Here is a 23,223-nt window from a genome sequence, read left to right on the forward strand (position 1 = left end):
CTTCGATTCGTAAGTTGGATGATCTCAAGCTAGGCCATTTCAGTCCATCCAGGGAAAGCCGTTGGGGTCGGCCTTGGCGCGCTCGAACAGCACTGCGTCGTTGTGGGGGCGAATTTTGTGCAGGAAGGGGAAATCGCCGGGCTGAACGCGCAGCCGGGCCAGCGGCCGGACGGGCCTGGGGTTGGCCCAGTGGTGGGTGTGCACCCGGATCATGCCGCGCTCAATGGGGCCTTCCTCCTCGAAGCCGTCGCGGGGCAGCACATAGACCACCCCCTCGCGCCAGGGGCGGCGAGAAAGCACATGGTCGGTCATGGAGAAAAAGTAATACGGCTCGGTGGTCTGGCCGCTGGGCAGTTCTAGCCGGATCGCGGCATTGGAGATGGACATAGGGTAGTTGACCCGGTCTATGACCGCGAAGAACATCGCCCAAATCCCGTCACTGGCGGCATAGACTGCCCTGCGGTTGCCGAACTCGCCCACATCGTGGGACTGGCGCGGTTCAAAACAGGCAATCCGGGGGTCGCCGGTGCCATGCAGCAGGTGGCCCTTATGGTCGGCCAGCCAGCACAAAAGCTGCCAGGCCGGAACCGGGAGTTTTTTGCGAATCCAGTCCCCCCGGCCAGGGGCCACCGCATGGGCATAGAGCGCCTCGAGGCGCTCTTGGGTCGCTTCGTCCAGCGCTAGCGTGGGCCGGGGCAGCCAGTAGGCAGGCAGTTCCATGCAGCTCAGGCTCCGCGCAGGCGCTTGCTGGTTCGGGAGAAGCTGGGGGTTGGCTCCAAAGCCTCGGCCCAGGCCCGAAGCTGCTGGGCGATGCGGCGGCGGAAGGAATGCTTGGGCATTTGGCGTCGCTGCTCGGCCTCCTGGCGATAGGTGGTTATCTTGTCCTTGATCCCGGCCACCAATTCCTCTTGGTTGAAGTGTCCAAACATAGCTAACCTCCCTGGTCATAACTATAAACCAGAGATTTACATTTTGTCAATATTAACTTTCTATTTTGTTAAATCTCTTTTTCAATTCTCCGCAACGATTCTCTCAAAACGCTCGATTCTCTCGACCAGAACAGCAATACCACCTTGCCAGAACTCCTCCGATTCCAGGTTGAAACCATACCGGGCCGCCAATTGCTCAGCTGGGTAAGTGCCCACCGAGGCCAGCAATTGATCGTATTTGGCCACAAAGCCTTCCCCCTCTTCCAGGTATTGCCTGTAAAGCGCCAGACCAAACAATAGTCCAAAGGCATAGGGAAAATTGTAGTAGTTCGATCCGTAATAATGCCCCTTCACCGCCCACATATAGGGGTGATAGGTTGCCAGGGCATCGCCGTAGGTCTGGGCCTGGGCTTCCAGCATCCACTGGCAGAACTCCTCTGGCGCGAGTTCTCGCTCCCGCCGTTTGGCAAACACCGCTTGCTCGAACAAAAAGCGTGCATGAATGTCGACAACTACCTGAGCTGCGCTCTGAAGTCCACCCTCCAACACCGCCAGTTGGTCGGCAGGCGGCAGTACCTTCAGGGCCGCCTCTCCTACAACCGTCTCGTTCATGATGGAGGCCGTCTCGGCCAGGGTCATGGGTTCCTGGCGCAACAGATAGGGCACCTCGCGCAGGCAGTAGTTGTGGTAGGCGTGGCCGAGTTCGTGGGCCAGGGTGGAAATAGACTCGAAGCTATCCTCGTGGTTGAGCAGGATGCGCGAGGCCCCCTGCCCCACCGGGGTGCAGTAGGCCCCGCCCACCTTGCCCTTGCGGGGCGGGGCGTCCATCCAGCGTTCGGCATAGGCCCGCTCGGCCAGGCTCGCGGCAGCCTGCGAGAAGCCCGACAGGTGCTCCACAATAAAGCGCCGGCCCTCTTCCCAGCTCCACTTTTTGGGGGTCTGGCCGGGCCGCACAATGGGGGCGAAGAGGTCCCACCAGTCCAGCTTTTTCTTTCCCAGCGCCCTGGCTTTTGCCTTGAAATAGCGCCGCCAGTGGGGAAAACTTTCCACCATCGCCTTCTGCATGGCTTCCAGGGTCTTTCGCTTGATCCGGTTATCAAAGAGTGCTGGGGCTAGGTCATCCACCCAGCCGCGCCTGCGATTCAGGGTCGAGATTTCGCCCTTGTAGCCATTTAAGGCCGCCGCGATGGCGATCTCATTGGCTTTCCAGGCGCTCAGTTCGGCTTCATAGGCAGCTTTGCGCACGGCCTCATCCGGGCTCATGGCCAGATTGCGAACCGCTGTAATGGGCAGTTCTTCCCCATTCACCACCGCACCGATCTGGCTGGTCAGGTTGCCGTGCAGCTTGACCCAGGCCCGCCCACCCGAAAGCGAAAGCTCCGAGGCCAGAATTTCTTCAGGCTCGGAAAGCATGTGTTGGGCCTGCACCTTGGCCTCGTCAATCAGGATTCTGTAATCTTTGGCTTCTACTTTTTCGGCGTCTAGTCCAGCCAGCCAATGATTCAGACGCGGGCGCAACTGCTGATAGTTGAGGTACAGCAACTCGAGTTCGGAAAGTTTAGCTTGGGCTGCCATATCCGCGCTGTTGCTGTCTACTAGCATCAGCACGTAGGCGTAAAGCGGGGTCAGGGTCTCGCCAAAGGTGTTGAGCTTGCCGATCAGGGTCTGGAAGGTTTGGGCATCGGTAGCGGGCCCATGCTGCCCGATGCGTTGGGTCTGAAAAAACTGCTCGAGGTCGGAAATCTGCCGCTGGATGGTGCTCCAGGCGGCTTTGAATTGCTCCGACTCGAGGCCAGGAAACAGCGAGTCTAAATCCCACGTGGGGAGTTCGGCTACGGCTTGGCTCATAGAACGGAGTATAGACCACTCTTCACATTTGTTGAGCCGCTCACAACTCGATTGCTTTGTCCTTCACAGCCGTGGCCCCCGGATGGGAGGCCACGGCTGTGAAGAGTGCGATCCGCTGTCCATGCTCGAGGTTGCCGAGAATCCAAGAGGAACCGGAGGCAGGTTGCTGTAGCTTTAGAATCTTGGGGATGAGCTTTCCCCTGCGTCTCCCGATTGAAGTACGCTTTAGCGACCTAGACACCCTCAAACACGTCAACAACGCAGTTTATCTGACCTACGATGAAATTGCCCGGGGCCACTACCTGAGGCGGGTGGGTGCAGCCATTGATGGGGGCAATTTCGTGATGGCCAGGGCCGAGGTAGATTACATCCGGCCCATCCTATTTGGTGACTCGGTAGAAATTGCCATCCGCGTCGAAAAGGTGGGCAACTCGAGCTTCCGTACCCTCAGCGAAATTTGGGCCAGCGGAGATCTTGCCGCCCGCATCAAGGTGGTGGTGGTCTGGCTGGAAGACGGCAGGCCCGCCCGCATCCCCGATTGGTTTCGCAATGCTATTCGGACTCTGGAAAGCGAGCCGGTAGAAGGTCTGTGATGATCAAGCCTGATCCAAGACCAACTCTACACGTGAGGGACGCTAAACGCGTCAGTTAGGTTCCGGCTATGCTAGTGCTCTGCACCTAGTGCTCTGCACCTAGTGCTTCGCACCAGAATCGCGCAAGCGACTTTGCCTAGGGCGCATTCAAGGGTCTCTTTCATCAACATTTAGGTCATCCACAGACAGATTTGGCATATCGCGGTTCCCTCTATTTTTGCCGCTAAGACTAGCAGGAAAAAAACGAGTTCAGCATAGTTTTTTGACTTTTGATACCAGATTCGGTTGGTGCACCGTCGAAGGGTGGCGAACCAACCCGACCAACGGGATGGCTGGGTTCTTTTCGAGAACCGCTCTGAGTCGCTACTGCCTACACACCGGCATTTCGGCAACGCTGTACAACCTCATTCTTCATCTACGCCCACATTCACACCCATCAACAGCTCAACGGCCTTTTCCAACATCACATCGCGCCCCTCAGCCAGGGCTTGCCAGTCGTCGGAAAAGCTCAGGGTAGGCGTCACCCGGTCGGGGTAAAAGCTACCATCGCGGCGCTGGGCCCTCGAGGTGGTCACTTGCAGACCAGAGCCATCGCTCAAGCGCAGAAAAATGGTAGCGGTGTTGCCCACACCGGCTGTTGGCTGTCCAATCACCTGGGCCTGGCGGCCTTCTTGCAAATCGAAGGTGAAGTATTCGGCACACGAAGCGGTACGCTCGTTAACCAGCACCACCACTGGGGCCGTCCAGCGGACGGCCCGTACCTCGTATTGAGGGCGTTCCCGGCCTCCCGAACGGAAGTAGTAATAGCCCTCTTTGTAGCCCTGTTCGCTAGAGCGCATGTTGTCCTGCAAACGACGATAGGTTTCCTCTACAAAAGCACCCGCCCCCACCAGACATTCGCTCAACACCCCTCCCCCATTGTTGCGCAGGTCAATCACCATGGCTTTGGCCCCGGCCGCCTGGGCCTGGCGCACCAGTTCGTGAATGCGCGGCCCCACCTGCTGGTAACCGCTGAACGAGGGGATACGCAACACCGCTACCCCATCCGAACGCAAAGCCAGCGAGGGTAGCTGGCGCAAGGAAATGATCCGGGGGCGCACCTGCACCTCGAAGCGCTGCTGCGCCCGTTGAATGGTAAGGTTTACCGGCTCGCCAGCCCCCAAACGATCGCGTAAAAAGTTGTTGCGCTCCGATTCAGCCTGTGGCAAAGCCTCGCCATTCACCGCCAGGATGCGATCTCCTCGGCGCAAACCGGCTTCCTCGGCAGGCGTTTCGGCACTTACCTCTACCACCAACAAGCCTTCCAAGCCCGGCACCAGCTGTAGTTGCACCCCTAATTGTGGGCGGTTGCTGCTCGTTCCGGCCAACCGACGCTGCACTTCGGCATAATCTTCCGGGGTGAAATAGCGGGTGTGACGATCCCCAATTTCGGCGATCAGCGATTGGATCAAGGGGAATACTTTGTTGGTCGGACAGGCTACCTCCCCCGCGCAGACCTTATCGAGTTCCCCCTGGTATTTCTGCCTTAGTTCCTGCGGCCTGACCTGGGAAAAACCTCCATAGTAATCATTCAGCAAACGACTTACTTCATTGAGCAAATCCTGCGCCGGGCTGGCAAAGCTCAGCCCAGCCCACAACACCAACACAACCCCCCAAAGCCGCCGGTTGTCCATGCTTTATTTTTAGCGCCTATTTCTTAGGTGTGGGTTGCTTAGGTCACATCTTGACCCATCACGGCAGCTTGAAGGTCTCGGGCCCCAGTACCGGGTTTACCCTGGCCTCGCGTACCCTGGCTTCTGCAAACAAGATTCCATCGGCATAAAGACGGGCCTGGAAAGGGATGCGAATGCCTGAAACCATTCGCAGATCGGAATACAGCACCGTCAGTTGTCCCTGGGTGTTCTGGTAGCGTTCGGCAATCAGTTGGTTTTGGGAACCTACCAGATAGGTGGTCTTGCTTCCCTGGGTACTCACCACCACGGCTTGTCCGGTCACATCGCCAAACGTGCGTCTTCCTTCAAGCCGCGCCAGTTCACGCCGGGCTCCGCCAAAACGCAGGCCATACCAGGTCTGGAAAAGCCCGCTCCGCAGCTCCTGGGCTAGGGCGGGCTCGAGGGCCTTGCTACCCGAAACCACACTCCAGCTCTGGCCTCCGGTAGGTGATACCTGGATCACCTGTATCAGGTTAGTGCCATCCCGGTACTCCACCCGCAGTCTTTGGGACGGAAAATCTACATATGATACGACTGTTAGCTGCTGCTCCGGTTGCGGCCCGGAAAAAGTAGTGAGGATCGCGGTTTCCTGGTAGGTTCGCAAATTTGCCAGGGCTTGTCCACCATGGGCCAGACGCATCTTCTCCAGCAACTGTGCCGCATCGGGAGCTACCTGGGCCAGCCCCAAAGCCCCTGCTATCACCAACCAACCCACGAGGTATTTCCACTTCAGCGCCATCCCGGTCAGGTTATCGCAATATTCTTTGCATTAGATAAGGATTGGCCAAGAACCAAGAGCAGCGGGCCAATACCCAGCTGTAAGCAGTTTTGTTGACCCCGGCCCCTTGCCTTGGCTTTTCTTGGCCTGCCAGTCCCAAACCTCCTGGCACCCACCTTCTACCCATTAGTATTGACCCATGCCAGAAGAAAGCAAACCCAGCCCCCAAGACCAGCTTTCCATCACCCAACACAGCATCCACGCGGGAGGGAAGGAACTGCGCTACAGCGTCACCTGTGGAACCATGGTATTGAAGGAGGAATCGGAAAAAGAGGGCACCGCCGAGGGCCACAAACCCAAAGCCACCGTCTTCTTTATCGCCTACACCATGGAGGGTGCGCGCGACCAGAGCAAACGCCCCATCACTTTTTCCTTCAATGGGGGGCCCGGCTCGTCGTCGGTCTGGCTGCATCTGGGCTTGCTGGGCCCCAAGCGGGTAGAGATGGGCGATGCCGGGGCGCTCACACCGCCGCCCTACCGGCTGGTGAACAACGAACACACCCTGCTCGAGGACAGCGATCTGGTGTTTATTGACCCGGTGGGCACCGGCTACAGCCGCATGCTGGAGGGCGAGAAAACCAAGGAGTACCACGGCTTCAAGCGCGACCTCGAGAGCGTCGGGGAGTTCATCCGCCTCTACACCCACCGCTACGGGCGCTGGGCCAGCCCCAAGTACCTGATTGGCGAAAGCTACGGCACCACCCGGGCGGCGGGCCTGTCGGGGTATCTGCAAGAGCGGCACGGGATGTACCTGAACGGCATCATGCTGGTGAGCAGCATCCTGGACTTCAGTACCGCCCGCTTCAACCCCGGCAACGACCTGCCGCACATCCTGTTCCTGCCCACCTTTAGCGCCACCGCCTGGTACCACCGCAAACTGCCCAGAGACCTGCAGCAAAAGCCGCTCGAGGCCCTCCTCAAAGAAGTGGAGGCCTTCGCCCTGGGCGAGTACACCCTGGCCCTGATGCAGGGCAGCAAGCTGCCGGCAACCGAGCAAAAGCGTATCGCCCAGAAACTCGCGCGCTACACCGGCCTCTCGGAAGCGTATGTGCAGGCCTGCAACCTGCGCTTCGAGATCATGCGCTTCACCAAAGAACTCCTGCGCGCCGAGCGCAAAACCGTGGGACGCCTGGACAGCCGCTTCACCGGCACCGACCGCGACGCCGCCGGGGCCACCTTCGAGTACGACCCCAGCTACGCCGCCATCCAGGGGCCCTACACCGCTACCCTCAACCAGTACGTGCGGCAGGAGCTGGGCTTCCAGAGCGACCTGCCCTACGAAATTCTGTCCAACCTGTACACCAACTGGAGCTACAAGGAGTTCGAGAACCAGTACCTGAACGTGGGCGAAACCCTGCGCAAGGCTATCTCGATGAACCCTTTTTTGCGGGTGTACGTGGGCAGCGGCTACTACGACCTGGCCACCCCCTACTTTGCCACCGACTACACCCTCAACCACCTGAGCCTCGAGCCCCACTTGCAAAAAAACATCCAGGTGCACTACTACCCCGCCGGCCACATGATGTACGCGCACCTGCCCTCGCTGGCCCAGCAGGCCGCCGACCTGAAGAAGTTCATTCAAAGTACGATCCCAGGCCAGCCCAAGCGCAAAGCGCCCCGCTCCAAAACTTGACCCCTCAACAGGCACCCCCTAGCATGGGCCCATGCGTTTAGGCGTTTTAGTCACACCGGGGTTCCTGGAAGCCGAGGCGGCGCTGGTGATGGAGGCCGCCCGGCTTTTGGGCTGGGAGCGGTTTACCGTGGCGCGGGGCCGCACCGCGCTCGAGGGCAGCGCGGGCGCGGTCTGGACCCCCAAGTACACCTTTGTGGCACGGCCCGAGCTGGACGTGCTGGTGATTCCCGGCGGCCCCAACATGCGCAAGCTGGGACGCGACCCCGAGCACCAAGACTGGCTGAGCGAGGTATGGAGCAGCCTGCGGGCGGTATTCACCGGGGCCAACGCAGCTTTACTGCTGTGGGAGGCCGGCCATGTTTCGGGCCAGGTGGCCGCCCACCCCATCACCGAACAAGCTCTGGCCGGAACTACTTTAGAGCGCAGCCAGGCGCCCTACCACTGGCAGGGCAAGGTCTGCACCACCCAGGGCTACCTGGCCCTGGCTAGGGCCATGCTGGACTGGGCCGGTTTTGCCGAGGAGGCCAGGGCCCACCTTGGCCTGGTCGGTTGAGCGCCTTGGGTTGTTCGACCATCCCTGTAATCCTGCACAACAGCTTACTGCGGAGCAACATAAAGCAAGACTGCTGTAGCCAGGCCGGCGATCACGACCATTGCCAGCAGAGCGACCAGCACGTAGCTCTCGTTGGTCAACACATCGGCGGGCTGTTTGGGCGGGTTTTGGGTATCGAGGCCAAATTGCAACATCAACAACACCGCTGCCAGCGCGAGCATGATCAGCAGCACCGTCACCATAAGCACCCCCTCGAGACTGCTTTGATTGTACCGGGCCGGGCTTGGGGCTTTTGCCTCCCCTGGGGTAGAATGTCCGCTTGTGTGCAGGCCGGAGGGCCTGACCAGAGGAAACCCATGGCATCGCTCGGAGTCGGAATCGTCGGTCTTCCCAATGTGGGCAAATCCACGCTGTTTAACGCCATCACCAAAGCGGGCGCTCTTGCGGCCAACTATCCCTTTGCCACCATTGACAAGAACGTGGGGGTGGTCACCCTGCCCGACCCCCGCCTGAATGCCTTGCAAAAGCTCTTTATCAAGGGCGAGCGGGTGCCGCCCATGGTACCCACCCACGTGGAGTTTGTGGACATTGCCGGGCTGGTCAAAGGCGCGCACAAAGGTGAGGGGCTGGGCAACCAGTTTCTGGCCAACATCCGCGAGGTGGCGGCCATCGCCCACGTGGTGCGCTGTTTCGAAGACCCCAACGTGGTGCACGTGGCGGGTAAGGTAGACCCCCTGGACGACCTCGAGACCATCAACACCGAGCTGGCCCTGGCCGACCTTCAGACCATCGAAAAGCGCCTGGATAAGCTGCGCAAAAGCGCCAAGAGCGACAAGGACGACAAAGCCCTCCTGGAGACGCTCGAGCCCCTCATAGCGCACCTCTCCCAGGGGCAGCCCATCCGCACCCACACCGGGACCGACCCCGAACTGCTGGCCCGGGCGGCCCGCGAACTGGGCCTGCTCACCTACAAGCCGGTGATTTATGTGTGCAACGTGGCCGAGGAAGACCTACCGGAGGGCGCACAGAACCCCCACGTGCAAAAAGTGCGCGAAGCGGCCATGCAGGAGGGGGCCGAGGTAGTGGTGGTCTCGGCCAAGATTGAGGCCGAACTGGCCGAACTCTCCGAGGAAGAAGCCCAGGAGTACCTGCGCGCTTTGGGCCTGGAAGAGTCGGGCCTCAACCGGCTGGTGCGCACCGCCTACCACACCCTGGGCCTGCAAACCTTCTTCACCGCCGGCGAGAAGGAGGTGCGGGCCTGGACCATCCGCAAAGGCACCAAGGCCCCCCAGGCCGCCGGGGAGATCCACTCCGACCTCGAGCGCGGCTTCATCCGGGCCGAGGTCATCGAGTGGCGCAAGCTGGTGGAAGCAGGCGGCTGGGCCAGCGCCAAAGAAAAAGGCTGGGTGCGCACCGAAGGCAAGGATTACGTGGTGCAGGACGGCGACGTGGTGCTGATCCTGTTTAACGTTTAGCCTCAATCGGCCAGGGCCGCTAGCTGAAACGCCTGGCTCAGGCGGGCCTCGTCGGTCAGGTCGAGGCGCAGGGGGGTTAGCGCAATGAAGTGGTGGCCCACCGCCCAGCGGTCGGTGCCCTCCTCGGGCTCGTGGTCGGGGTGGGCCACAAACCAGAAGTGCGCCCGGCCCATAGGGTCGGTGCCGGGCACAATCCGGCCCTCGTACCGCCGCACCGACTGCCGGGTCCAGAGAATGCCTTTGGGTTTGGGTGGCAGGTTGACGTTGATCAGGAAGGGCCTGGGTTCCCGCAAGAGAGCCTCGAGCACCTTCCCCACCCACGGCTTGAGCAGGATGAAATCGGGCTCTCGACCGTTCATGAAGGCGCTGAAGGCAATGGCCGGAATCCCCAGCAAAGCCGCTTGCTTAGCCGCGGCCACCGTACCGGAGTGCCAGATCTCGTGACCCAGGTTGGAGCCTAGGTTGATGCCGGACAGCACCAGATCCACCTTGTCCCAGTGGTGGGTACCCAGGGCCACGCAGTCGGCGGGGGTACCGTTGACCCGGTAGGCCTCGAGGCCCCCCAGAGGGGCGGCGCGGTAATGCAGAGGCCGCCCAATGGTGATAGCGTGCCCCATGGCCGACTGTTCCACATCGGGCGCCACCACCCGCACCTCGCCAAAAGCCGCGGCCACCTCGGCCAGCGCTAGCAGGCCGGGGCTGTAGATACCGTCGTCGTTGGTGACCAGTATTCGCATCGTCTACCTCACAAGCCTGAGCTTGGTTTGCCCCCGTCAAGCAAATGTCAGGGAGCGCACCAACCAGGTCTGACAAAGGCGCTTTAATTTTGAAATCGAAGCATGGTCAGCGTGCTGATTCCCACCTACAACCGCCCCCAACTGCTACTGCGGGCGCTGCGCTCACTCCAGCTCCAGCTCTACCCCGACTGGGAGGCCGTGGTGGTGGACGACGGCGATGGCTCGGGCATTCTGGCCGCCCACAGCCTGCGCGACCCCCGGATCGTCGGGGTGCGCAACGAGGGCAAGGGCCAGGTCGAGGCCCGAAATACCGGGCTGGCCCACGCCTCCGGTGAGATTATCGCCCTGCTGGACGACGACGACTGGTGGCTCGACCCCACCCACCTGCACCGAGTGGTGCGCGCCCTGCGGACGCAGGCCGGTCTGGTCTACCGGGGCGGTTACCTGGTTTTGGAACGCGATGGCCTTGAACTGGAGCGCATCCCCTTCGACTTCAAGGCCAGCCCCCAGTCGCTCCGAAGCGACAACCTCCTGCTGGCTACTGGCGTGGCCTATCCCCGCTTCTTTCACGACCAACTGGGGCTATTCGACCCGGAGATGTCGGACTACTGGGACTGGGACTGGTATCTGCGGGTGATCTCGGCGGGCTACCCCCTCATCCAGCTACCGGGCCGCGGCGTGGCGGTTGCGATGCACGGGGCCAATATGTCGTACGCGGCTCGAGCCCAACAGCGCCAAAAAAACCTCGACAAACTCTGCGTCAAACATGGCCTCAGCGGAATCACCCTCAAGGATCATCGGATCATTGCCGGCGCAGCTTGAAGCCTCCGGCGCCGTTTGCAGCCTGGAACAAAATTTGTCCTGACACCGGGATGACAATAATCAGGGCATAATCTGCTACAGGGTTATCCCGTTACGGAGGCTTCATGCAACGACTCATTCTGGCTTCTTTGCTGGCTCTTGGCCTGGCTTTTGCCCAGCCGCAAACCCTTACCCTCTACACCTCGGAGGTGCTGACCAACGTCAACCCCATGATTGAGCTCTTCAAACGGGCCAATCCGGGCGTCAATGTGCAGGTCTTCCGCAGCGGTACCGGCGAGGTGATCACCCGCCTGCGGGCCGAACTGGAAGCGGGCAACCCCCAGGCCGACCTCTTATGGGTGGCGGACGAGACTTTTTTCCGCGAACTAGCCGCCGCCAACCGTTTGCGTCCGGTGCGGGCCACCACCCCCGGCTTTCCAGTCAAGTTTGCCTACCAGGGCGGGCGTTACTACGAAGTGCGGCTGCTCTACAACGGCATTGCGGTCAACACCCGCAAGCTGGGGAACCTCCCCGAGCCCCAAACCTGGCGTGACCTGCTCAAGCCCGAGTACCGCGACCTGGTGGGGATGCCCAACCCCAACTTCTCAGGCGCAGCCCTCTCCACGCTGGGTACTTTCAGCCAGCGCTTTGGTTTTAGCTTCTTCGAGCAGCTCCAGCGCAACGGTCTCAAGGTCGAGCAGTCCAACCCCATCCTCCAGCAAAAACTGGCTGAGGGGCAGTATGGAATTGCCATCATCACCGACTTCGGCATCCGCGACCTGATCCGTCAGGGGGCCCCCCTCAAGGTCATCTATCCCCGCGACGGCGCAATTCTGGTGCCAACCCCCATCGGTGTAATGGCGGGCAGCCGCAACCCTGCCCTGGCCGAACGTTTCATGCGCTTCTTGCTGTCCCCCGAAGCCCAGGCCCTGTTCGCTCAGCAAGGCTATATCCCGGTCATCGCCTCGGCCCCCCGCCCCGCTGGGGTGAGCGGTGAGGTGCTCTCGATACCTTCGGCCGCCGACTTCATTCAGGCCAACCGGCAGAATCTACTGACCCAGTTCAACACCCTGTTCAACCTGCGCTAAGCGCCAGGTGGTGAAGGTAAGGCTGCGGTCTGAGGCGTTCTCTTCGACACGCTCAGGGAACGCCTCGCACCCATGGGCTTCGATGGCGCAAGCATTCGATCCGGGTAGCCCGCCCTTCGCCAAGATGGCGTCACCCAGGGGTAAAGAACCTCCCTCAAAACTGGACGATAGCCACCGGGCTGGGTGGTAGAACCTGCGAAGATATCGGGAACTGCTGTAAATCCCCACCTGGAGCGGTAATATACCCTGCGGATGAGTCCCCATCGTCTTGCCACTGCCACATTCTGGCTGCTCCTATCGTTAGGGGTGGCGCTGCCCCTGCTGGTGCTGGCCTGGCGGGGGTTGGGGGATGTGGCCATTCTGCCCAGGGTGCTCGACCTAGCCGGGGTCTCGTTGCTGCTGGCCTTGCTGGGAAGTTTGCTTTGCCTGGGGGTGGGGGGCGGGCTGGCCTGGCTGGCCTTCCGGGCAAGGCTGCACCATGGCTGGGACGCGTTGCTGCTGCCTGCCTATCTGGTACCGCCTTTCGTGGGGGCACTGGGCTTTTTGTACGCTTTGCAACTGGCGGGCCTGCAACCCTACGGGGTGGGCGGCATCCTGCTGGCCTGGACGGCCCACTACGCACCGGTGGCCTACCTGCTGCTGCGCCCGGCCCTGGAATCGAAGCTGGCCCCGCTACTGGTAGCGTGCGAGGTGCACGGCGTGACGGGCTGGCAGCGGATGCGGGCGCTGGTGCCACCCCTGTTCCCGGCCCTAATCGCCGCCTTCGGGGCGCTGTACCTGACCCTGCTGGGCAACTTTGGAGTTCCGGCGGTGCTGGGGCTGCCAGCGCAGGTCTACACGCTGCCAACCCTGGCCTATGCGCGGCTCTTCTCCCCCGCCAGCCCCGACCCCCTGGGCGAGGCGGCGGCCATCGGGCTGCTACTGGGACTGCTGGCAGTTCCGGCCCTGCTGCTCTCGAGCCAGCCCAGCGGCGAACCCTCCCCCCGGCCGCTGCGCCCCAGGCTGGTATGGGTGGCCCGGATTGGCTTTGGGCTGTTTGCACTGGTGGCCGTGGTCTTCCCGCTGGTGGGCCTGCTGCGCCGGGCTTTGTTCAACACCTTTACGGGGGCTTTTCAGCCCGCCTTTTGGGCGGCCTGGGAGTTGCCCCTGGTGCGGCAGGGGCTGGCCAACTCGGTGCTGCTGGCCCTGGTGGCCACAGGTTTGTTGCTTTTGCTGGGGCTGCTGATGGCTCCCCAACGCGGGGCCATGAAGCGCCTGCGGCAGGTGCTGGATATGCACTACCTGCTGCCCGGGACCCTGCTGGCCATTGGGCTCATCCTGCTGCTGGCCCCCACCCCGCTCTATGCCACCCCCTGGATTCTGCTGCTGGCCTATCTGCTCAACTTCGCCGCACTAATGCTACGCTCCATCGAGGCGGGGCTGGAAGCGGGCATCGAGCGGCTGGTGGGGGTGGGCAGGCTGTTTGGCCTGCGGCCTGGGTGGGCCTGGTGGAAGATTGGCTTCCCCCTGTTGCGGCCTTACCTGGCGGCAGGGGTGTTTTTGGTGCTGCCCCTGTGCCTGGCCGAACTCACCCTGTCGGCCATGCTGTATGCACCCGGCAGCGAGACCCTGGGGGTGGCGGTACTCTCGGCCTTGAACGGCGGGCTGTTCCGCGAGGCCGCCGCCATCGGGCTGATGCTGATGGCCTTATCGCTGCTGCTGTTGTTGGTTCCGCGCCGGGGGGTGGTTGGGTAAGCCCCCCCAACCCTGTGCAGATGTTCTCTGGGCCCATGCTATGCTGCGACTGGAACACGTATCCAAGAACTTTGGCAAGGCGGGGGTGTTCGAGGTCACCCTCGAGCTCGCCCCCGGCGAGATTATGGCGGTGCTGGGGGCTTCCGGCTCAGGCAAGACCACCCTGCTGAACCTGGTAGCGGGGCTGCTAAAGCCCGACACCGGCCGCATCTTTCTGGGCCCGGACGAGGTCACCCACCACCCCCCGGAGCAGCGCGGCCTGGCCTATGTGTTTCAGGATCATGCGCTGTGGCCGCACCTGAGCGCGCTGGAACACCTGCTGCTGGTCATGAAAAAACCCAACCACGAGGCCGCTCATGAGCTACTCGAGCGGGTGGGCCTGGCTGGGCTGGACGCCCGCAAGCCGCACCAGCTTTCCGGCGGGCAGAAGCAGCGGGTAGCCCTGGCCAGGGCGCTGGCCGCCAAGCCGCGGTTGCTGCTTTTAGACGAGCCCTACTCGGCCCTCGACCCGGTGCTGCGCGAGGAGTTACGGCTCGAGGTGGCCTCGCTGCTGCGGGCCGAGCACGTGAGCGCATTGCATGTCACCCACGACCCCGACGAGGCCCTCGCAGTGGCCGACCGGGTAGCGGTGATGGAGGGGGGGCGCATCGTGCAGGTGGATACCCCCACCCAGGTGTACGCCCATCCCCAGGCCCTCTCGGCAGCGCGGGCCTTCGGGCGCTTGAACCTTCTGCCAGTGCAGGTTCAAAACAGTCGAGTTCAACTCAATGGTCTGGCCTGGGAGGTAGAAGGGTTGCAAAGCGGGCCGGGCCTGCTGGCCTTCCGCTACGAAGACCTACAGCCAGGGCCCCTGGGGCTGCCGGCGAAGGTGCTGGCGGTGTATGGCGGTCGGGGTGAGCGGCTGTGCCGGGTGGATTTGGGCCTGGGGGAAGCGGTGGTAAAGCTGCAAGCCGAGCCGGGGGAAGTGGTTCGGCTATCACCAGCGGGCAAACTCAGGGTATTCGAGGCCAACCGCTAGCATAAATTCTTACAGCTTGCCCAGCCGCTGCCCGTCCCGCTTCCCTCCCCAGCGCCGCTCCTGCCCGGTGGGCATGAGGATGAAGCTGTTGCGGTCATCGGCGATCTGGGCCTGCAAAATCTCCAGCACCTTGCGCTTGGCACGGGCGTCCAGGATGGGGAAAAACAGCTCGTAGCGGCGGTCGAGGTTGCGCGGCATGGCGTCGGCGCTACCCGCCCAGACCCGCCACTTGCCGTTGTTTTTGAAAGCGGCGATGCGGGCATGCTCCAAAAAACGCCCCGCGATGCTCTTGATCTCCACACCCTCCCACAAGGTGGTGAGGGTGCTGCGGGCAATCAGGTGCAGCTTGGCACCCCGGTTGAGGGCTTCTTCCAGCGCGGTCAGGATGGCGGGATCGGTGAGGTGGTTGAACTTCAGGATGATCTGGCCTTTTTTGTGGGCTTCGCCCTGGATGCCCTCCAACAACACCTCGCGGATGGCGCTGGCGGTGCGGAGGGTGGGCAGGGCCGGGCTGTGGCGGCTTTCCAGGGCAGTGAAAAAGGTCTGCACATCGGTGGTGAGGAGCGGGTTGGCGGTAAAGAGCGAAAGGTCGGTGTAGAGCCGGCCATTGATGGGGTTGTAGTTGCCGGTGCCCAGGTGCACGTAGGCCTGCCCGGCCCGGCGCACGTAGAGGGCTTTGGCGTGCACTTTTTTGCTGGGCAGGGGCAGCACCCGTACCCCGGCCCCGGCGAAACGCAGGCTCCACTCGAGGTTGGCCAACTCATCGAAGCGGGCCCGGCCTTCCAGCAAGACCGCCACATCCTTCCCGGCCTTGGCGGCCTGGATTAGGGCCTGGGCGATACCGTTCTCCTGGCCGATGCGGTAGAGGGTGGCCCGCAGAGCCTCTACCTTGGGGTCTTGTGCGGCGGTGAGGGCAAAAGCCTCCACCGCGCCGTAGTCCTCGAAAGGGTGATAGAGCACCAGGTCGCGGCGGTTCAGATAGGTGAAGGGGTCTTTGGCGAAGCCCTTGGGTTTCTGGGGGACGATGGGTTTGAATTTCTCGGTAGCTGGCCCGCTCGAGACAATGGTCGAGACAAAACTCAAGTCCAGCGGGGGGGGTAGTTGGAAGACTTCCTGGGGTTCCAGGCCCAGGGCAATGCGGATGGTCTCGGCCCATAGGGGGGGAAAGTCTTCTTCCAGCTCGAGGTGGCTCACCTTGCCATCCAGGCGGGTCTCGAGGGCCTCGGGCAGCTCGTCCCAGTCGGCACGGGAGCGGGCCAGCTGGGCCAGCCGCACAAAGCGGAACTCAAAGAGGGGATGCTTCTGGTTGCCGGGTAAAAACAGGTCGCTGCGCATTCGCACCAGCGCCCCCAGCCGCACGAAACCCCCTTCGCGACCGGGCACCTCCAGCAGCCGGGGCACGCTCTCAGGCAGCCGGATCAGGTGCTGCAATAGCCCCTCGCCCGAAGCAAAATAGAGCGCCTGGCTGGCCAGTTCGGGGAGGGCTTCGGGCCGGATCAGGTCGGTGAGGGGAGCTACCTCTTCGGCCAGATAAGCCCCAAAGTATTGCTTCTCGGCCTTGGTGAGCTGGGAAGGCTCCAGGATGTGGATGCCCAGCCCTTCCAGCGCCTTGAGAAATTCCAGATAGAGTCGGCTGGCTTCCTCGGTCTGATCCTGGGCTTCATTCATCAAGGACAGATAGCTGGGGCTGCCCCGCTCCTCGGCAAAGGCCCGCGAAATTCGCGCGGCGTAAAACTCATCCATGTTGGAGGCCCAGATGGAGAGAAAGCGCAGGCGCTCCAGCAGCGGAAAATCGGGCCGTCGGGTCTGCTCCAAGACCCGGCGATTGAAGGAAAGCCAACTGGCCTCTTGCGTAATGTGGGTAGCAACATAGCGTGGCGCTTTGACTTTTTTGGGCATCGCCTCCAAGTCTTGGTGGGCTCTGTCAGGGGACGGTAAGGCTTTCTTTTTGGCCTTGTTTTTCTTCACCTTGGCCTGAGTGTATCGCTCGGAGGAAGCAACGAAAAGGTGAGAGGTTAGGGGGAGCAAAGAACCGCCCCATAATCTAGAACGCCCACCACCTAAAATCAGACTTCTGGGAAAGTTGCCGACCCCCATCCTCTCTGCCCTCCACCCCACCTGATTCCCCTCTGACATCCCCAGCCCACACTCGAGGTATGCGCTCGGCCCTGACAGAACTTGAGCCGATGGCACTAAAGGTCTACGATGGGGCGGTGCAACGTCTGGGCATCGTGGATCTGGGATCGGGAACAGCGCGACTGGTGGTCTATGTGTACGAACCCGGAAAGCAATTCCGGCTGGTGGACGAGATTCGAGAAACCGTGCGGTTGGGCGAGGGGCTGGCTACCCAAGGTCGCCTGAGCAAAAATGGAATGCAAAGAGCTTTATCGGCCCTGAAGCTCTACGCCGATTTTGCCCAGGCCACCGACTTAGACGAGATGCGGGTGATTGCCACCAGTGCCAGCCGCGACGCCGAGAATGGCGCGGAATTCATGCGCGAGGTGCGCAAGCTGGGGCTACGGGTACAGGTGCTTTCCGGGGAAGACGAGGCCCGCTATGGGGTGCTGGCGGTGGCCAATTCGTTCAATTTCCAAGATGCCTGGGTGATGGATCTGGGCGGGGGCAGCGCGCAGCTTTCGCGCATGGAGGGCCGGGCCTACCGCGAGGGCCGGGCCTATCCGCTGGGCGCAGTACGGCTAACCGAGATGTTTCTGAAGTCAAACCCGCCCAAAAAAGGGGAGGTGGAAGACCTCGAGCGCTTCGTGCGGCGCGAGATGAAGGAAGTGTTGGCCCAGGTGCGCGATAACCCGCTGCCGCTGGTGGCGATGGGCGGCACGGTGCGCAACCTAGCCAAGCTGGCCCAGCGGCGCCGGGACTACCCACTCGACCTGGTACACGGCTATTTTCTGTCCCGTGAGGAACTAGAAGAGGTGGTGGCCATGCTAACCCAGCGCACCACCGAGCAACGCCGGCAGCTCGAGGGCCTGCAATCCGACCGCGCCGACGTGATTGTGGCCGGTGGATTGGTCTACCGCACGGTGCTGCGCGAGGGAGGGCTCGAGGGCCTCTGGATTTCCGGGCAGGGGGTGCGCGAAGGGGCCTTCTACCGCGAGTTTCTGCCCTCGCCCCATCTACTGGGCAATGTGCGCGGGTTCTACGTGCGCAACCTGTTTGCCCGCTACCCACAAGACTACGGCCACACCGCCCGGGTGCGCCACTTCTGCCGCTTGCTGTTTGGGCTGCTAGCCCCCCTGCACGGCTACGGCCAGGCCGAGGAGCAGCTCCTGGACGAGGCGGCCCTGCTACACGACATCGGTATGAGCGTGGGCTACTACGACCACCACAAGCACGGCGAATACCTGGTCATGAGCGCGGCCATCCCCGGCCTGACCCACCGCGAGCAGGTTTTGCTGGGGCTGCTGGTGCGCTACCACCGCAAGGGCGAGCCCCGGCCTGGGGCCTACCGCTCGGTGCTGCAAGACGGCGACACCAAGCGCTTGTTGCGGCTAGCCACCATCCTGCGCATCGGCGAGTACCTCGAGCGCAGCCGGGCCGGGCGGGTGGAGGGTCTGGAGATCGCCATCGGCAGCAAACAGGTGCGCCTAACCCTACGGGCCGAAGAGGAGCCCTGGGTGGAAATCTCCGAGACCGGCAAACAGGCCGGGTTGTTCCAGCAAGCTTTCGGGCGCGAACTCTTGGTCGAGTGGAGTGCCTCGGCCTAGACTCAGGGATAGGCGCTGGCTGGCCGGGGTTATGCCGCTGGGAATTGCCCTGACCAAGCCGATTACACCAAGCAACTGGCGTAACCACCCACAGATTGTGGAGATTCGAGCCGTCTATCAGCAGGTTCTAGCGCTGGTTCAAACCGGGCGGCGCTACAAAGCAAAAACCTTTGCTTACTGCCCCAGCCTCGACCTGGTGTGCCGTTTGTATACCGATGGACGCGGTGTGGCGAGGCGCTATGCGGTAAGCGGGGGCGGCGAAGACAGCAGCTACAGCTTCGATCACATTTACGACTCCCAAGGGCGCTTGCGCTTTGTGCTGGTGATAGGGAGCGCAGTAGACAAAAGTTTCCTCGAGTTACGCTACTATCTGGGGGTGGACGGGACTGTTTTGTGGGTAGATCGGCGGCAAGGCGGCCCTGGTTACACTTGGATTGTCAACCCGCTCGCGTTCTTTGCCCGCCAGCCCCAGCAGGCATTTGCGGCGCCCGACCCCTGTAAATGACTATGGAACTCTACCTGGTTCGCCACGCCATCGCCGAGGACGCCCTGCCGGGCCAGCCCGACGATGCCCGTCCTCTTTCGCTCGAGGGCATCGAGAAATTCAAAGGGGTGGTGCGGGGGCTCAAGCGGTTGGAGATCGCACTCGATCGCCTTTATCATAGCCCCAAGCTACGGGCAGTACAGACGGCTGAACTGCTGCTTCCTTTGCTCAACGGTGAAACCATCGTCACCCCCCATCTGGCCGAAGGTCCCAGCCCCCAGTTGTTGAAGGCCATCAAGGGCCAGTCGGTAGCACTGGTGGGGCACGAGCCCTGGCTGAGTGATCTGTGCGCTTGGCTGCTGATGGGGCAGATGGAAGGTGGGCAATTCCCCTTCAAAAAAGGCGGGGTGGCGCTGCTGGAGGGCACGGCCAAACCCGGCAATATGAAGCTGGTGGGTTTCTGGTCGCCCAAGATGTTACGTAACCTGGGATAGGTGATGCACAGATCGTCAAGGCGAAAGCCGTCCGCGAAATACCAGACTCGGTTCGTTTGGTGGCGAAAAACCCCATTGGAAACGGCTTCTAGAGCGCTCTTCACAATTATTGAGCCCTTCAAAACTCAATGGCTGTGTCCTGCACAGCACAGTGGCCTCCCATCCGGGAGGCAACGTCTGTGAGGAGTGATACCCTTTCCGCTTGAATCCTTCAGCGTTGGACGCAGTCAGAGGTGAAGGATTCAAGCCGACCGAAGGGAGTAGAAGTGCATTCCGGCAGTATCGTCTAGGCTTTCAAAAGTGAACGATACTGCCGGAATGCGTATCACCAAAGGCTTCCTGATTCAAGCAGGCAATCTCCCCAATCAAAACGAAGCATCGTAGGTCTCGATCAGGGCAAAGGCAAAAGCCAGCCCCAGCCCGATCAGGGTGAGCAACAAGGGCAGCGAGCGCTCCGCACCCAGAGGGGTTGGGTCTTTGGGTAGCGGGTTACGGCGAAAAAACAGATAGGTGAGCAAGATACCCAGGCCCAACAAGATCAAGGCCGAGGTAGGCTCAGCGGTGAATTCCGAGGCCAGCCTGCTCCCCTCTTGGTCGCTTGATCCCAGAGCTATCCACACAAAGGGCAGCGAATTCCCCACCGCATGAGCAAAAATGGTCGTCCACAAACTGCCGCCTTTGGCCATGTAGCGTCCCCAGATCAGACCTGCCCCCAGCGCGTAGGGCACCACTGCAGGCAGCACATGGGCTAGTGCGAACACCCAAGCGCTCAGCCACACCGACGCCCCTACCCCATCGTTGTAGCGAAAAGCCCGAAAAATCCAGCCGCGAAACAGGGTCTCTTCGGCCAGCGGTACCACCAGCGCAATCACCACCCACAGCGGCAACAACTCACCCAGCCCCGCACCCGAGGGCAGATCGAGGTTGCCTTCGGCTCTGGGCAGCAAGGCAAAGGCCGCCCCAGCAAAACACCACGAGATGGGCACGCTCCACAGCGGCAATCCCAGCAGCTCCCGCAGGCCAGGCCGCCGGAAAAGCGATGGGGCTTCCCGATAGAGCCAGCGCATCAGCACGATGGCAAATATAAGCAACCCCGTACCGGCACCGATTTGCTCGAGAAAGCCCACCTCCCCACAAAAGCCCACCTGGCAAGGAATCAGCCACAACAGGGTTCCTGCCGCCGCTGCCAGATAAAACAGCCACAGCAAATACACTGCGCGGCTTACCATAAAGCTCAGACCCGATCAGGCTGAAAGGGGGTTTGCTGTCCGGCCAGGGCAGTTTCTTTGGCCTCTTGAGGAACCCAGGAAAGCCCCAGCACCGCCTTGTAGGCGCGTAGCGCTTTGTCGCGCTGTCCCATCAGGTCAGCCAACTGCCCATACCGGGCCAAGGTGTAGCCGGGCAGGTATTCGGGGTGCTGGAAATCGCTGTGCACCAACTGCTCCAGCAGTTCAAAAGCATCCTCGGCTTGTCCGGCTGCTAGGTAGATTTGCGCCGCGCAGTACAGAGCTTCGGGGCCCTCCACTTCTTGCAATTGCTCCAACAAAATGGCCCAGTCGTCCGATTCGCTCAGTTGCCAGGCCCGATCTAGTACGCTGCGCTGGCGCTCGAGCTCGGTAGGGGCATGCGCCCCCGGTAGCTCATACTGCCCCGGCGGAAGGTGCTCGAGCAGCAAAGGGTACTCGAGCACATCCACCAACACCACCCGTCGCCCTTGACCCAGGCTCAAGCGCTCGGCTACCCGCTGCATACGCATCCGACGGAAGCCGGTAGCAGGCCCTTCGCCAAACGCCAGCACATAGCCCTGGTGGTAGGCACGCAAAACCTGCAGCAGCGAGTCTTGGGCGAAGTCTTCTGGAGTGCGAGGGCTGCTAAGAAGCCACTGTAGGCTTTCTTCCAAGGCCTGCACCTGCTCCAAAGCCTGCTGGCCTTTAGGGTACTGCCCTAGCGCTTGACGGAATAGCTCGGCCTCTTTCTTAAGGTGGGCCTGGGCATCCAGGGCTTCCACCGCCACATTTGCACTTTCAGCCCAGGGCAAAACATGAAACAATGAGATATCGTTCTGGTCGCGCCAGCTTTTGGCCGCCAGTTCTTCAGGGCCATAAGACGCCAGGAATATTTTCTCGGGCTGGTGTGCTTTTACGAGCTCTGCCACCGTCACCCCGTTGTAGCGTGGGTGCAGTATATGAAAGGGGCCTAGCGTAGGAATGACCAAGACAGACACGCTCGGTATTCTAGACCTCCGAGACCGTAATTACCGTTTTGCAATGCTCAATGGCTGGTTCGTGCTGTTGGGCGACGCTTTTTTTAATGGCTCCATCGTGCTGGCTTCCTTTGCCGCCAAGCTGGGGGCTGCCAACTGGGTGATAGGGCTGCTGCCAGCCCTGCTCAACGCTGGCTCGATGGTTCCCCAGGTTTTTATCGCCCCCTATGTGGCTCGCCTACCGGTCAAGGTAGACCTGTACCGGCGGATGGCTCTGCTGCGGGTAGCTAGCTTGAGCATGGTGGCGATAGGGGGGTTTGTGCTGGGCCATCGCCCCGACGTGTTGCTCTGGGTATTTGCCATTGGACTGGCCCTCAACGGCTTCTTTACTGGATTTTCCAGCCTTCCCTTTTGGGAGGCCATCGGTAAAACCATCCCGATGGAACGCCGCAGTGGGCTGTTCTCTGCGCGCAGCCTGGTAGGGGGTGCGCTGGCTTTTCTGGCCGGCTTCCTGGTTCGGTTCATTCTGGAATTGCCGCTGGCGTTCCCCTATCCGTATGCGATATTGTTCGCCCTGGGTACCCTGGCCTTTGCTTATGGCTGGCATGCCTTCGGCCTGATAGATGAACCCCCCGACAAACAGATCCGTACCGAGCGCATCTCGCTCAGCCTGCCTTTCCGCGATTTTTATTTTCGCCGCTTTCTACGGGTGCGCATCTTGCTGGCGGTCGCCAGTATGGTCGAACCTTTTTACGCGGCCTATGCGGTGCGAATTCTGGGCCAAAAGGGTGAAATCGGGATTTATCTGATGGTCTACACTTTTTCATCGGTGCTTTCAAACCTCCTATGGGTGCGAATTTCAAGGCGCTACGGCTCACGCAGCCTGATCCTGATCGGTGCCGCACTGGGCACCATCGCCCCTATTTTGGCCTTGTTTCTACCCCATTCGGCTTTCTGGATTGTGTTTGTGTTGCAAGGGGCCTACCTTTCATCCATTGGCGTAGGTACCGCAACCTATCTGGTCAACCTGGCCCCAACCGATGCCCGCAGCTCGTACATTGGCCTGTCCAACACCATTGTGGGATTGTTGGCTTTTTCGCCGGTACTGGGGGGATTGCTGGCCGACCGGGTGGGTTATATCGGGCCGATGGCGGTGGCTACCATCTGCTATGCCTGGGCCTTGTATGCAGGGCGCCGTTTGAAGTTGCTCGAGGGTGTACAGCCTCGCTAAAAACGGTGTCGAACCGACCTATTGGCTCTGCAGGCGTTGCAACTCATCGCGGTTGCCACAATCACGCTACCACCAGGTGGCATATTTGATCCAGAACTAAAAAACCCTCGTAATACCGGTTCCGCTTGAACCCTTCACCTTTGGGTGTAATCAAAGGTGAGGGGTTCAAGCCGACCGAAGGGAGTAGGAG

Annotated in this window: 22 protein-coding genes; 12 read left to right on the forward strand and 10 right to left on the reverse strand. The window is 61.4% G+C overall.

The window, feature by feature from the left end:
* Nucleotides 1–39: 39 nt before the first annotated feature.
* From WKI89_RS00700 to WKI89_RS00710, 3 genes are all read right to left on the reverse strand, one after another.
* Nucleotides 40–720, reverse strand: a complete 681-nt coding sequence (locus WKI89_RS00700) for a hypothetical protein (RefSeq protein ID WP_337867291.1) — start codon at nucleotides 718–720, stop codon at nucleotides 40–42.
* Between the two features lie 5 nt (nucleotides 721–725).
* Nucleotides 726–929, reverse strand: a complete 204-nt coding sequence (locus tag WKI89_RS00705) for a hypothetical protein (protein ID WP_337867292.1) — start codon at nucleotides 927–929, stop codon at nucleotides 726–728.
* Nucleotides 930–1,010: 81 nt separating this feature from the next.
* Nucleotides 1,011–2,777 carry a M3 family oligoendopeptidase gene (locus WKI89_RS00710; RefSeq protein WP_337867293.1) on the reverse strand — a complete coding sequence of 589 codons (1,767 nt, stop codon included), beginning with the start codon at nucleotides 2,775–2,777 and terminating at the stop codon, nucleotides 1,011–1,013.
* A 188-nt stretch (nucleotides 2,778–2,965) separates the two neighbouring features.
* Here WKI89_RS00710 and WKI89_RS00715 point away from each other — a divergent pair, with 188 nt between their 5' ends.
* Nucleotides 2,966–3,370: a thioesterase family protein gene (locus WKI89_RS00715; protein ID WP_337867294.1), complete on the forward strand. Its 405-nt coding sequence runs from the start codon at nucleotides 2,966–2,968 to the stop codon at nucleotides 3,368–3,370.
* Nucleotides 3,371–3,774: 404 nt separating this feature from the next.
* On the opposite strand, the gene WKI89_RS00720 is transcribed toward WKI89_RS00715, so the two are convergent.
* Entirely contained in the window at nucleotides 3,775–5,043 is a 1,269-nt protein-coding gene (locus tag WKI89_RS00720) for a S41 family peptidase (RefSeq protein ID WP_337867295.1), read from the reverse strand.
* Nucleotides 5,044–5,101: 58 nt separating this feature from the next.
* The gene (locus WKI89_RS00725; protein ID WP_337867296.1) at nucleotides 5,102–5,821 is read right to left on the reverse strand and encodes a hypothetical protein; all 720 of its coding nucleotides are present in this window, start codon (nucleotides 5,819–5,821) and stop codon (nucleotides 5,102–5,104) included.
* 178 nt (nucleotides 5,822–5,999) lie between these two features.
* Here WKI89_RS00725 and WKI89_RS00730 point away from each other — a divergent pair, with 178 nt between their 5' ends.
* Nucleotides 6,000–7,493 carry a peptidase S10 gene (locus WKI89_RS00730; RefSeq protein ID WP_337867297.1) on the forward strand — a complete coding sequence of 498 codons (1,494 nt, stop codon included), beginning with the start codon at nucleotides 6,000–6,002 and terminating at the stop codon, nucleotides 7,491–7,493.
* Nucleotides 7,494–7,524: 31 nt separating this feature from the next.
* Nucleotides 7,525–8,046, forward strand: a complete 522-nt coding sequence (locus WKI89_RS00735; RefSeq protein WP_337867298.1) for a DJ-1/PfpI family protein — start codon at nucleotides 7,525–7,527, stop codon at nucleotides 8,044–8,046.
* 44 nt (nucleotides 8,047–8,090) lie between these two features.
* Here WKI89_RS00735 and WKI89_RS00740 read toward each other — a convergent pair whose 3' ends face one another.
* Complete coding sequence (locus WKI89_RS00740; RefSeq protein WP_337867299.1) at nucleotides 8,091–8,288, reverse strand: hypothetical protein; 198 nt, start codon at nucleotides 8,286–8,288, stop codon at nucleotides 8,091–8,093.
* A gap of 114 nt (nucleotides 8,289–8,402) precedes the next feature.
* Between WKI89_RS00740 and ychF the strand changes: the two genes are divergently transcribed.
* Complete coding sequence (gene ychF / locus WKI89_RS00745; RefSeq protein WP_337867300.1) at nucleotides 8,403–9,521, forward strand: redox-regulated ATPase YchF; 1,119 nt, start codon at nucleotides 8,403–8,405, stop codon at nucleotides 9,519–9,521.
* A 2-nt stretch (nucleotides 9,522–9,523) separates the two neighbouring features.
* Here the strand turns inward: ychF and surE are convergent, their stop codons facing one another.
* Nucleotides 9,524–10,258, reverse strand: a complete 735-nt coding sequence (gene surE / locus WKI89_RS00750) for a 5'/3'-nucleotidase SurE (protein ID WP_337867301.1) — start codon at nucleotides 10,256–10,258, stop codon at nucleotides 9,524–9,526.
* Nucleotides 10,259–10,360: 102 nt separating this feature from the next.
* Here surE and WKI89_RS00755 point away from each other — a divergent pair, with 102 nt between their 5' ends.
* The 4 genes from WKI89_RS00755 (at nucleotide 10,361) to WKI89_RS00770 (ending at nucleotide 14,899) form a co-directional block, all read left to right on the forward strand.
* Nucleotides 10,361–11,080 (forward strand): glycosyltransferase, encoded by a 720-nt coding sequence (locus tag WKI89_RS00755; RefSeq protein WP_337867302.1) that lies wholly within the window; start codon nucleotides 10,361–10,363, stop codon nucleotides 11,078–11,080.
* A 104-nt stretch (nucleotides 11,081–11,184) separates the two neighbouring features.
* Nucleotides 11,185–12,147: an ABC transporter substrate-binding protein gene (locus WKI89_RS00760; RefSeq protein WP_337867303.1), complete on the forward strand. Its 963-nt coding sequence runs from the start codon at nucleotides 11,185–11,187 to the stop codon at nucleotides 12,145–12,147.
* A 252-nt stretch (nucleotides 12,148–12,399) separates the two neighbouring features.
* Nucleotides 12,400–13,881, forward strand: a complete 1,482-nt coding sequence (locus tag WKI89_RS00765; RefSeq protein ID WP_337867304.1) for an ABC transporter permease subunit — start codon at nucleotides 12,400–12,402, stop codon at nucleotides 13,879–13,881.
* Nucleotides 13,882–13,921: 40 nt separating this feature from the next.
* A complete protein-coding gene (locus WKI89_RS00770) occupies nucleotides 13,922–14,899 on the forward strand; it encodes an ABC transporter ATP-binding protein (RefSeq protein WP_337867305.1) in 978 nt (325 codons plus the stop codon).
* A 9-nt stretch (nucleotides 14,900–14,908) separates the two neighbouring features.
* Here WKI89_RS00770 and WKI89_RS00775 read toward each other — a convergent pair whose 3' ends face one another.
* Nucleotides 14,909–16,798, reverse strand: a complete 1,890-nt coding sequence (locus tag WKI89_RS00775) for a polyphosphate kinase (RefSeq protein WP_337867306.1) — start codon at nucleotides 16,796–16,798, stop codon at nucleotides 14,909–14,911.
* 257 nt (nucleotides 16,799–17,055) lie between these two features.
* On the opposite strand from WKI89_RS00775, the gene WKI89_RS00780 reads away from it, so the two are divergent.
* Genes WKI89_RS00780 through WKI89_RS00790 form a run of 3 tightly spaced genes read left to right on the forward strand, consistent with a single transcriptional unit; the run spans nucleotide 17,056 to nucleotide 19,599 of the window.
* Entirely contained in the window at nucleotides 17,056–18,621 is a 1,566-nt protein-coding gene (locus WKI89_RS00780; protein ID WP_337867307.1) for a Ppx/GppA phosphatase family protein, read from the forward strand.
* A gap of 31 nt (nucleotides 18,622–18,652) precedes the next feature.
* Nucleotides 18,653–19,126 (forward strand): hypothetical protein, encoded by a 474-nt coding sequence (locus WKI89_RS00785; RefSeq protein ID WP_337867308.1) that lies wholly within the window; start codon nucleotides 18,653–18,655, stop codon nucleotides 19,124–19,126.
* Between the two features lie 2 nt (nucleotides 19,127–19,128).
* A complete protein-coding gene (locus WKI89_RS00790; RefSeq protein WP_337867309.1) occupies nucleotides 19,129–19,599 on the forward strand; it encodes a histidine phosphatase family protein in 471 nt (156 codons plus the stop codon).
* A 365-nt stretch (nucleotides 19,600–19,964) separates the two neighbouring features.
* Here WKI89_RS00790 and WKI89_RS00795 read toward each other — a convergent pair whose 3' ends face one another.
* Nucleotides 19,965–20,828 (reverse strand): type II CAAX endopeptidase family protein, encoded by an 864-nt coding sequence (locus WKI89_RS00795; RefSeq protein ID WP_337867310.1) that lies wholly within the window; start codon nucleotides 20,826–20,828, stop codon nucleotides 19,965–19,967.
* A 5-nt stretch (nucleotides 20,829–20,833) separates the two neighbouring features.
* Nucleotides 20,834–21,823 (reverse strand): hypothetical protein, encoded by a 990-nt coding sequence (locus WKI89_RS00800; RefSeq protein WP_337867311.1) that lies wholly within the window; start codon nucleotides 21,821–21,823, stop codon nucleotides 20,834–20,836.
* Between the two features lie 43 nt (nucleotides 21,824–21,866).
* Here WKI89_RS00800 and WKI89_RS00805 point away from each other — a divergent pair, with 43 nt between their 5' ends.
* On the forward strand, nucleotides 21,867–23,033 hold the full coding sequence (locus tag WKI89_RS00805; protein WP_337867312.1) for an MFS transporter: 1,167 nt from the start codon (nucleotides 21,867–21,869) through the stop codon (nucleotides 23,031–23,033).
* Nucleotides 23,034–23,223: the final 190 nt, after the last annotated feature.

Origin of the sequence: Meiothermus sp., from assembly GCF_037443965.1 — a bacterium.
Classification (GTDB): domain Bacteria; phylum Deinococcota; class Deinococci; order Deinococcales; family Thermaceae; genus Meiothermus.

Excerpts from the sequence above, each read along its gene's own strand:
- surE (WP_337867301.1), bottom strand. The coding sequence starts at position 10,258 with ATGCGAATACTGGTCACCAACGACGACGGTATCTACAGCCCCGGCCTG.
- WKI89_RS00700 (WP_337867291.1), bottom strand. The coding sequence starts at position 720 with ATGGAACTGCCTGCCTACTGGCTGCCCCGGCCCACGCTAGCGCTGGAC.
- WKI89_RS00775 (WP_337867306.1), bottom strand. The coding sequence starts at position 16,798 with ATGCCCAAAAAAGTCAAAGCGCCACGCTATGTTGCTACCCACATTACG.
- WKI89_RS00760 (WP_337867303.1), top strand. The coding sequence starts at position 11,185 with ATGCAACGACTCATTCTGGCTTCTTTGCTGGCTCTTGGCCTGGCTTTT.
- WKI89_RS00805 (WP_337867312.1), top strand. The coding sequence starts at position 21,867 with ATGCTCAATGGCTGGTTCGTGCTGTTGGGCGACGCTTTTTTTAATGGC.
- WKI89_RS00785 (WP_337867308.1), top strand. The coding sequence starts at position 18,653 with ATGCCGCTGGGAATTGCCCTGACCAAGCCGATTACACCAAGCAACTGG.
- WKI89_RS00715 (WP_337867294.1), top strand. The coding sequence starts at position 2,966 with ATGAGCTTTCCCCTGCGTCTCCCGATTGAAGTACGCTTTAGCGACCTA.
- WKI89_RS00710 (WP_337867293.1), bottom strand. The coding sequence starts at position 2,777 with ATGAGCCAAGCCGTAGCCGAACTCCCCACGTGGGATTTAGACTCGCTG.
- ychF (WP_337867300.1), top strand. The coding sequence starts at position 8,403 with ATGGCATCGCTCGGAGTCGGAATCGTCGGTCTTCCCAATGTGGGCAAA.
- WKI89_RS00795 (WP_337867310.1), bottom strand. The coding sequence starts at position 20,828 with ATGGTAAGCCGCGCAGTGTATTTGCTGTGGCTGTTTTATCTGGCAGCG.
- WKI89_RS00730 (WP_337867297.1), top strand. The coding sequence starts at position 6,000 with ATGCCAGAAGAAAGCAAACCCAGCCCCCAAGACCAGCTTTCCATCACC.
- WKI89_RS00705 (WP_337867292.1), bottom strand. The coding sequence starts at position 929 with ATGTTTGGACACTTCAACCAAGAGGAATTGGTGGCCGGGATCAAGGAC.
- WKI89_RS00725 (WP_337867296.1), bottom strand. The coding sequence starts at position 5,821 with ATGGCGCTGAAGTGGAAATACCTCGTGGGTTGGTTGGTGATAGCAGGG.
- WKI89_RS00765 (WP_337867304.1), top strand. The coding sequence starts at position 12,400 with ATGAGTCCCCATCGTCTTGCCACTGCCACATTCTGGCTGCTCCTATCG.
- WKI89_RS00720 (WP_337867295.1), bottom strand. The coding sequence starts at position 5,043 with ATGGACAACCGGCGGCTTTGGGGGGTTGTGTTGGTGTTGTGGGCTGGG.
- WKI89_RS00780 (WP_337867307.1), top strand. The coding sequence starts at position 17,056 with ATGCGCTCGGCCCTGACAGAACTTGAGCCGATGGCACTAAAGGTCTAC.
- WKI89_RS00735 (WP_337867298.1), top strand. The coding sequence starts at position 7,525 with ATGCGTTTAGGCGTTTTAGTCACACCGGGGTTCCTGGAAGCCGAGGCG.
- WKI89_RS00740 (WP_337867299.1), bottom strand. The coding sequence starts at position 8,288 with ATGGTGACGGTGCTGCTGATCATGCTCGCGCTGGCAGCGGTGTTGTTG.
- WKI89_RS00790 (WP_337867309.1), top strand. The coding sequence starts at position 19,129 with ATGGAACTCTACCTGGTTCGCCACGCCATCGCCGAGGACGCCCTGCCG.
- WKI89_RS00770 (WP_337867305.1), top strand. The coding sequence starts at position 13,922 with ATGCTGCGACTGGAACACGTATCCAAGAACTTTGGCAAGGCGGGGGTG.
- WKI89_RS00755 (WP_337867302.1), top strand. The coding sequence starts at position 10,361 with ATGGTCAGCGTGCTGATTCCCACCTACAACCGCCCCCAACTGCTACTG.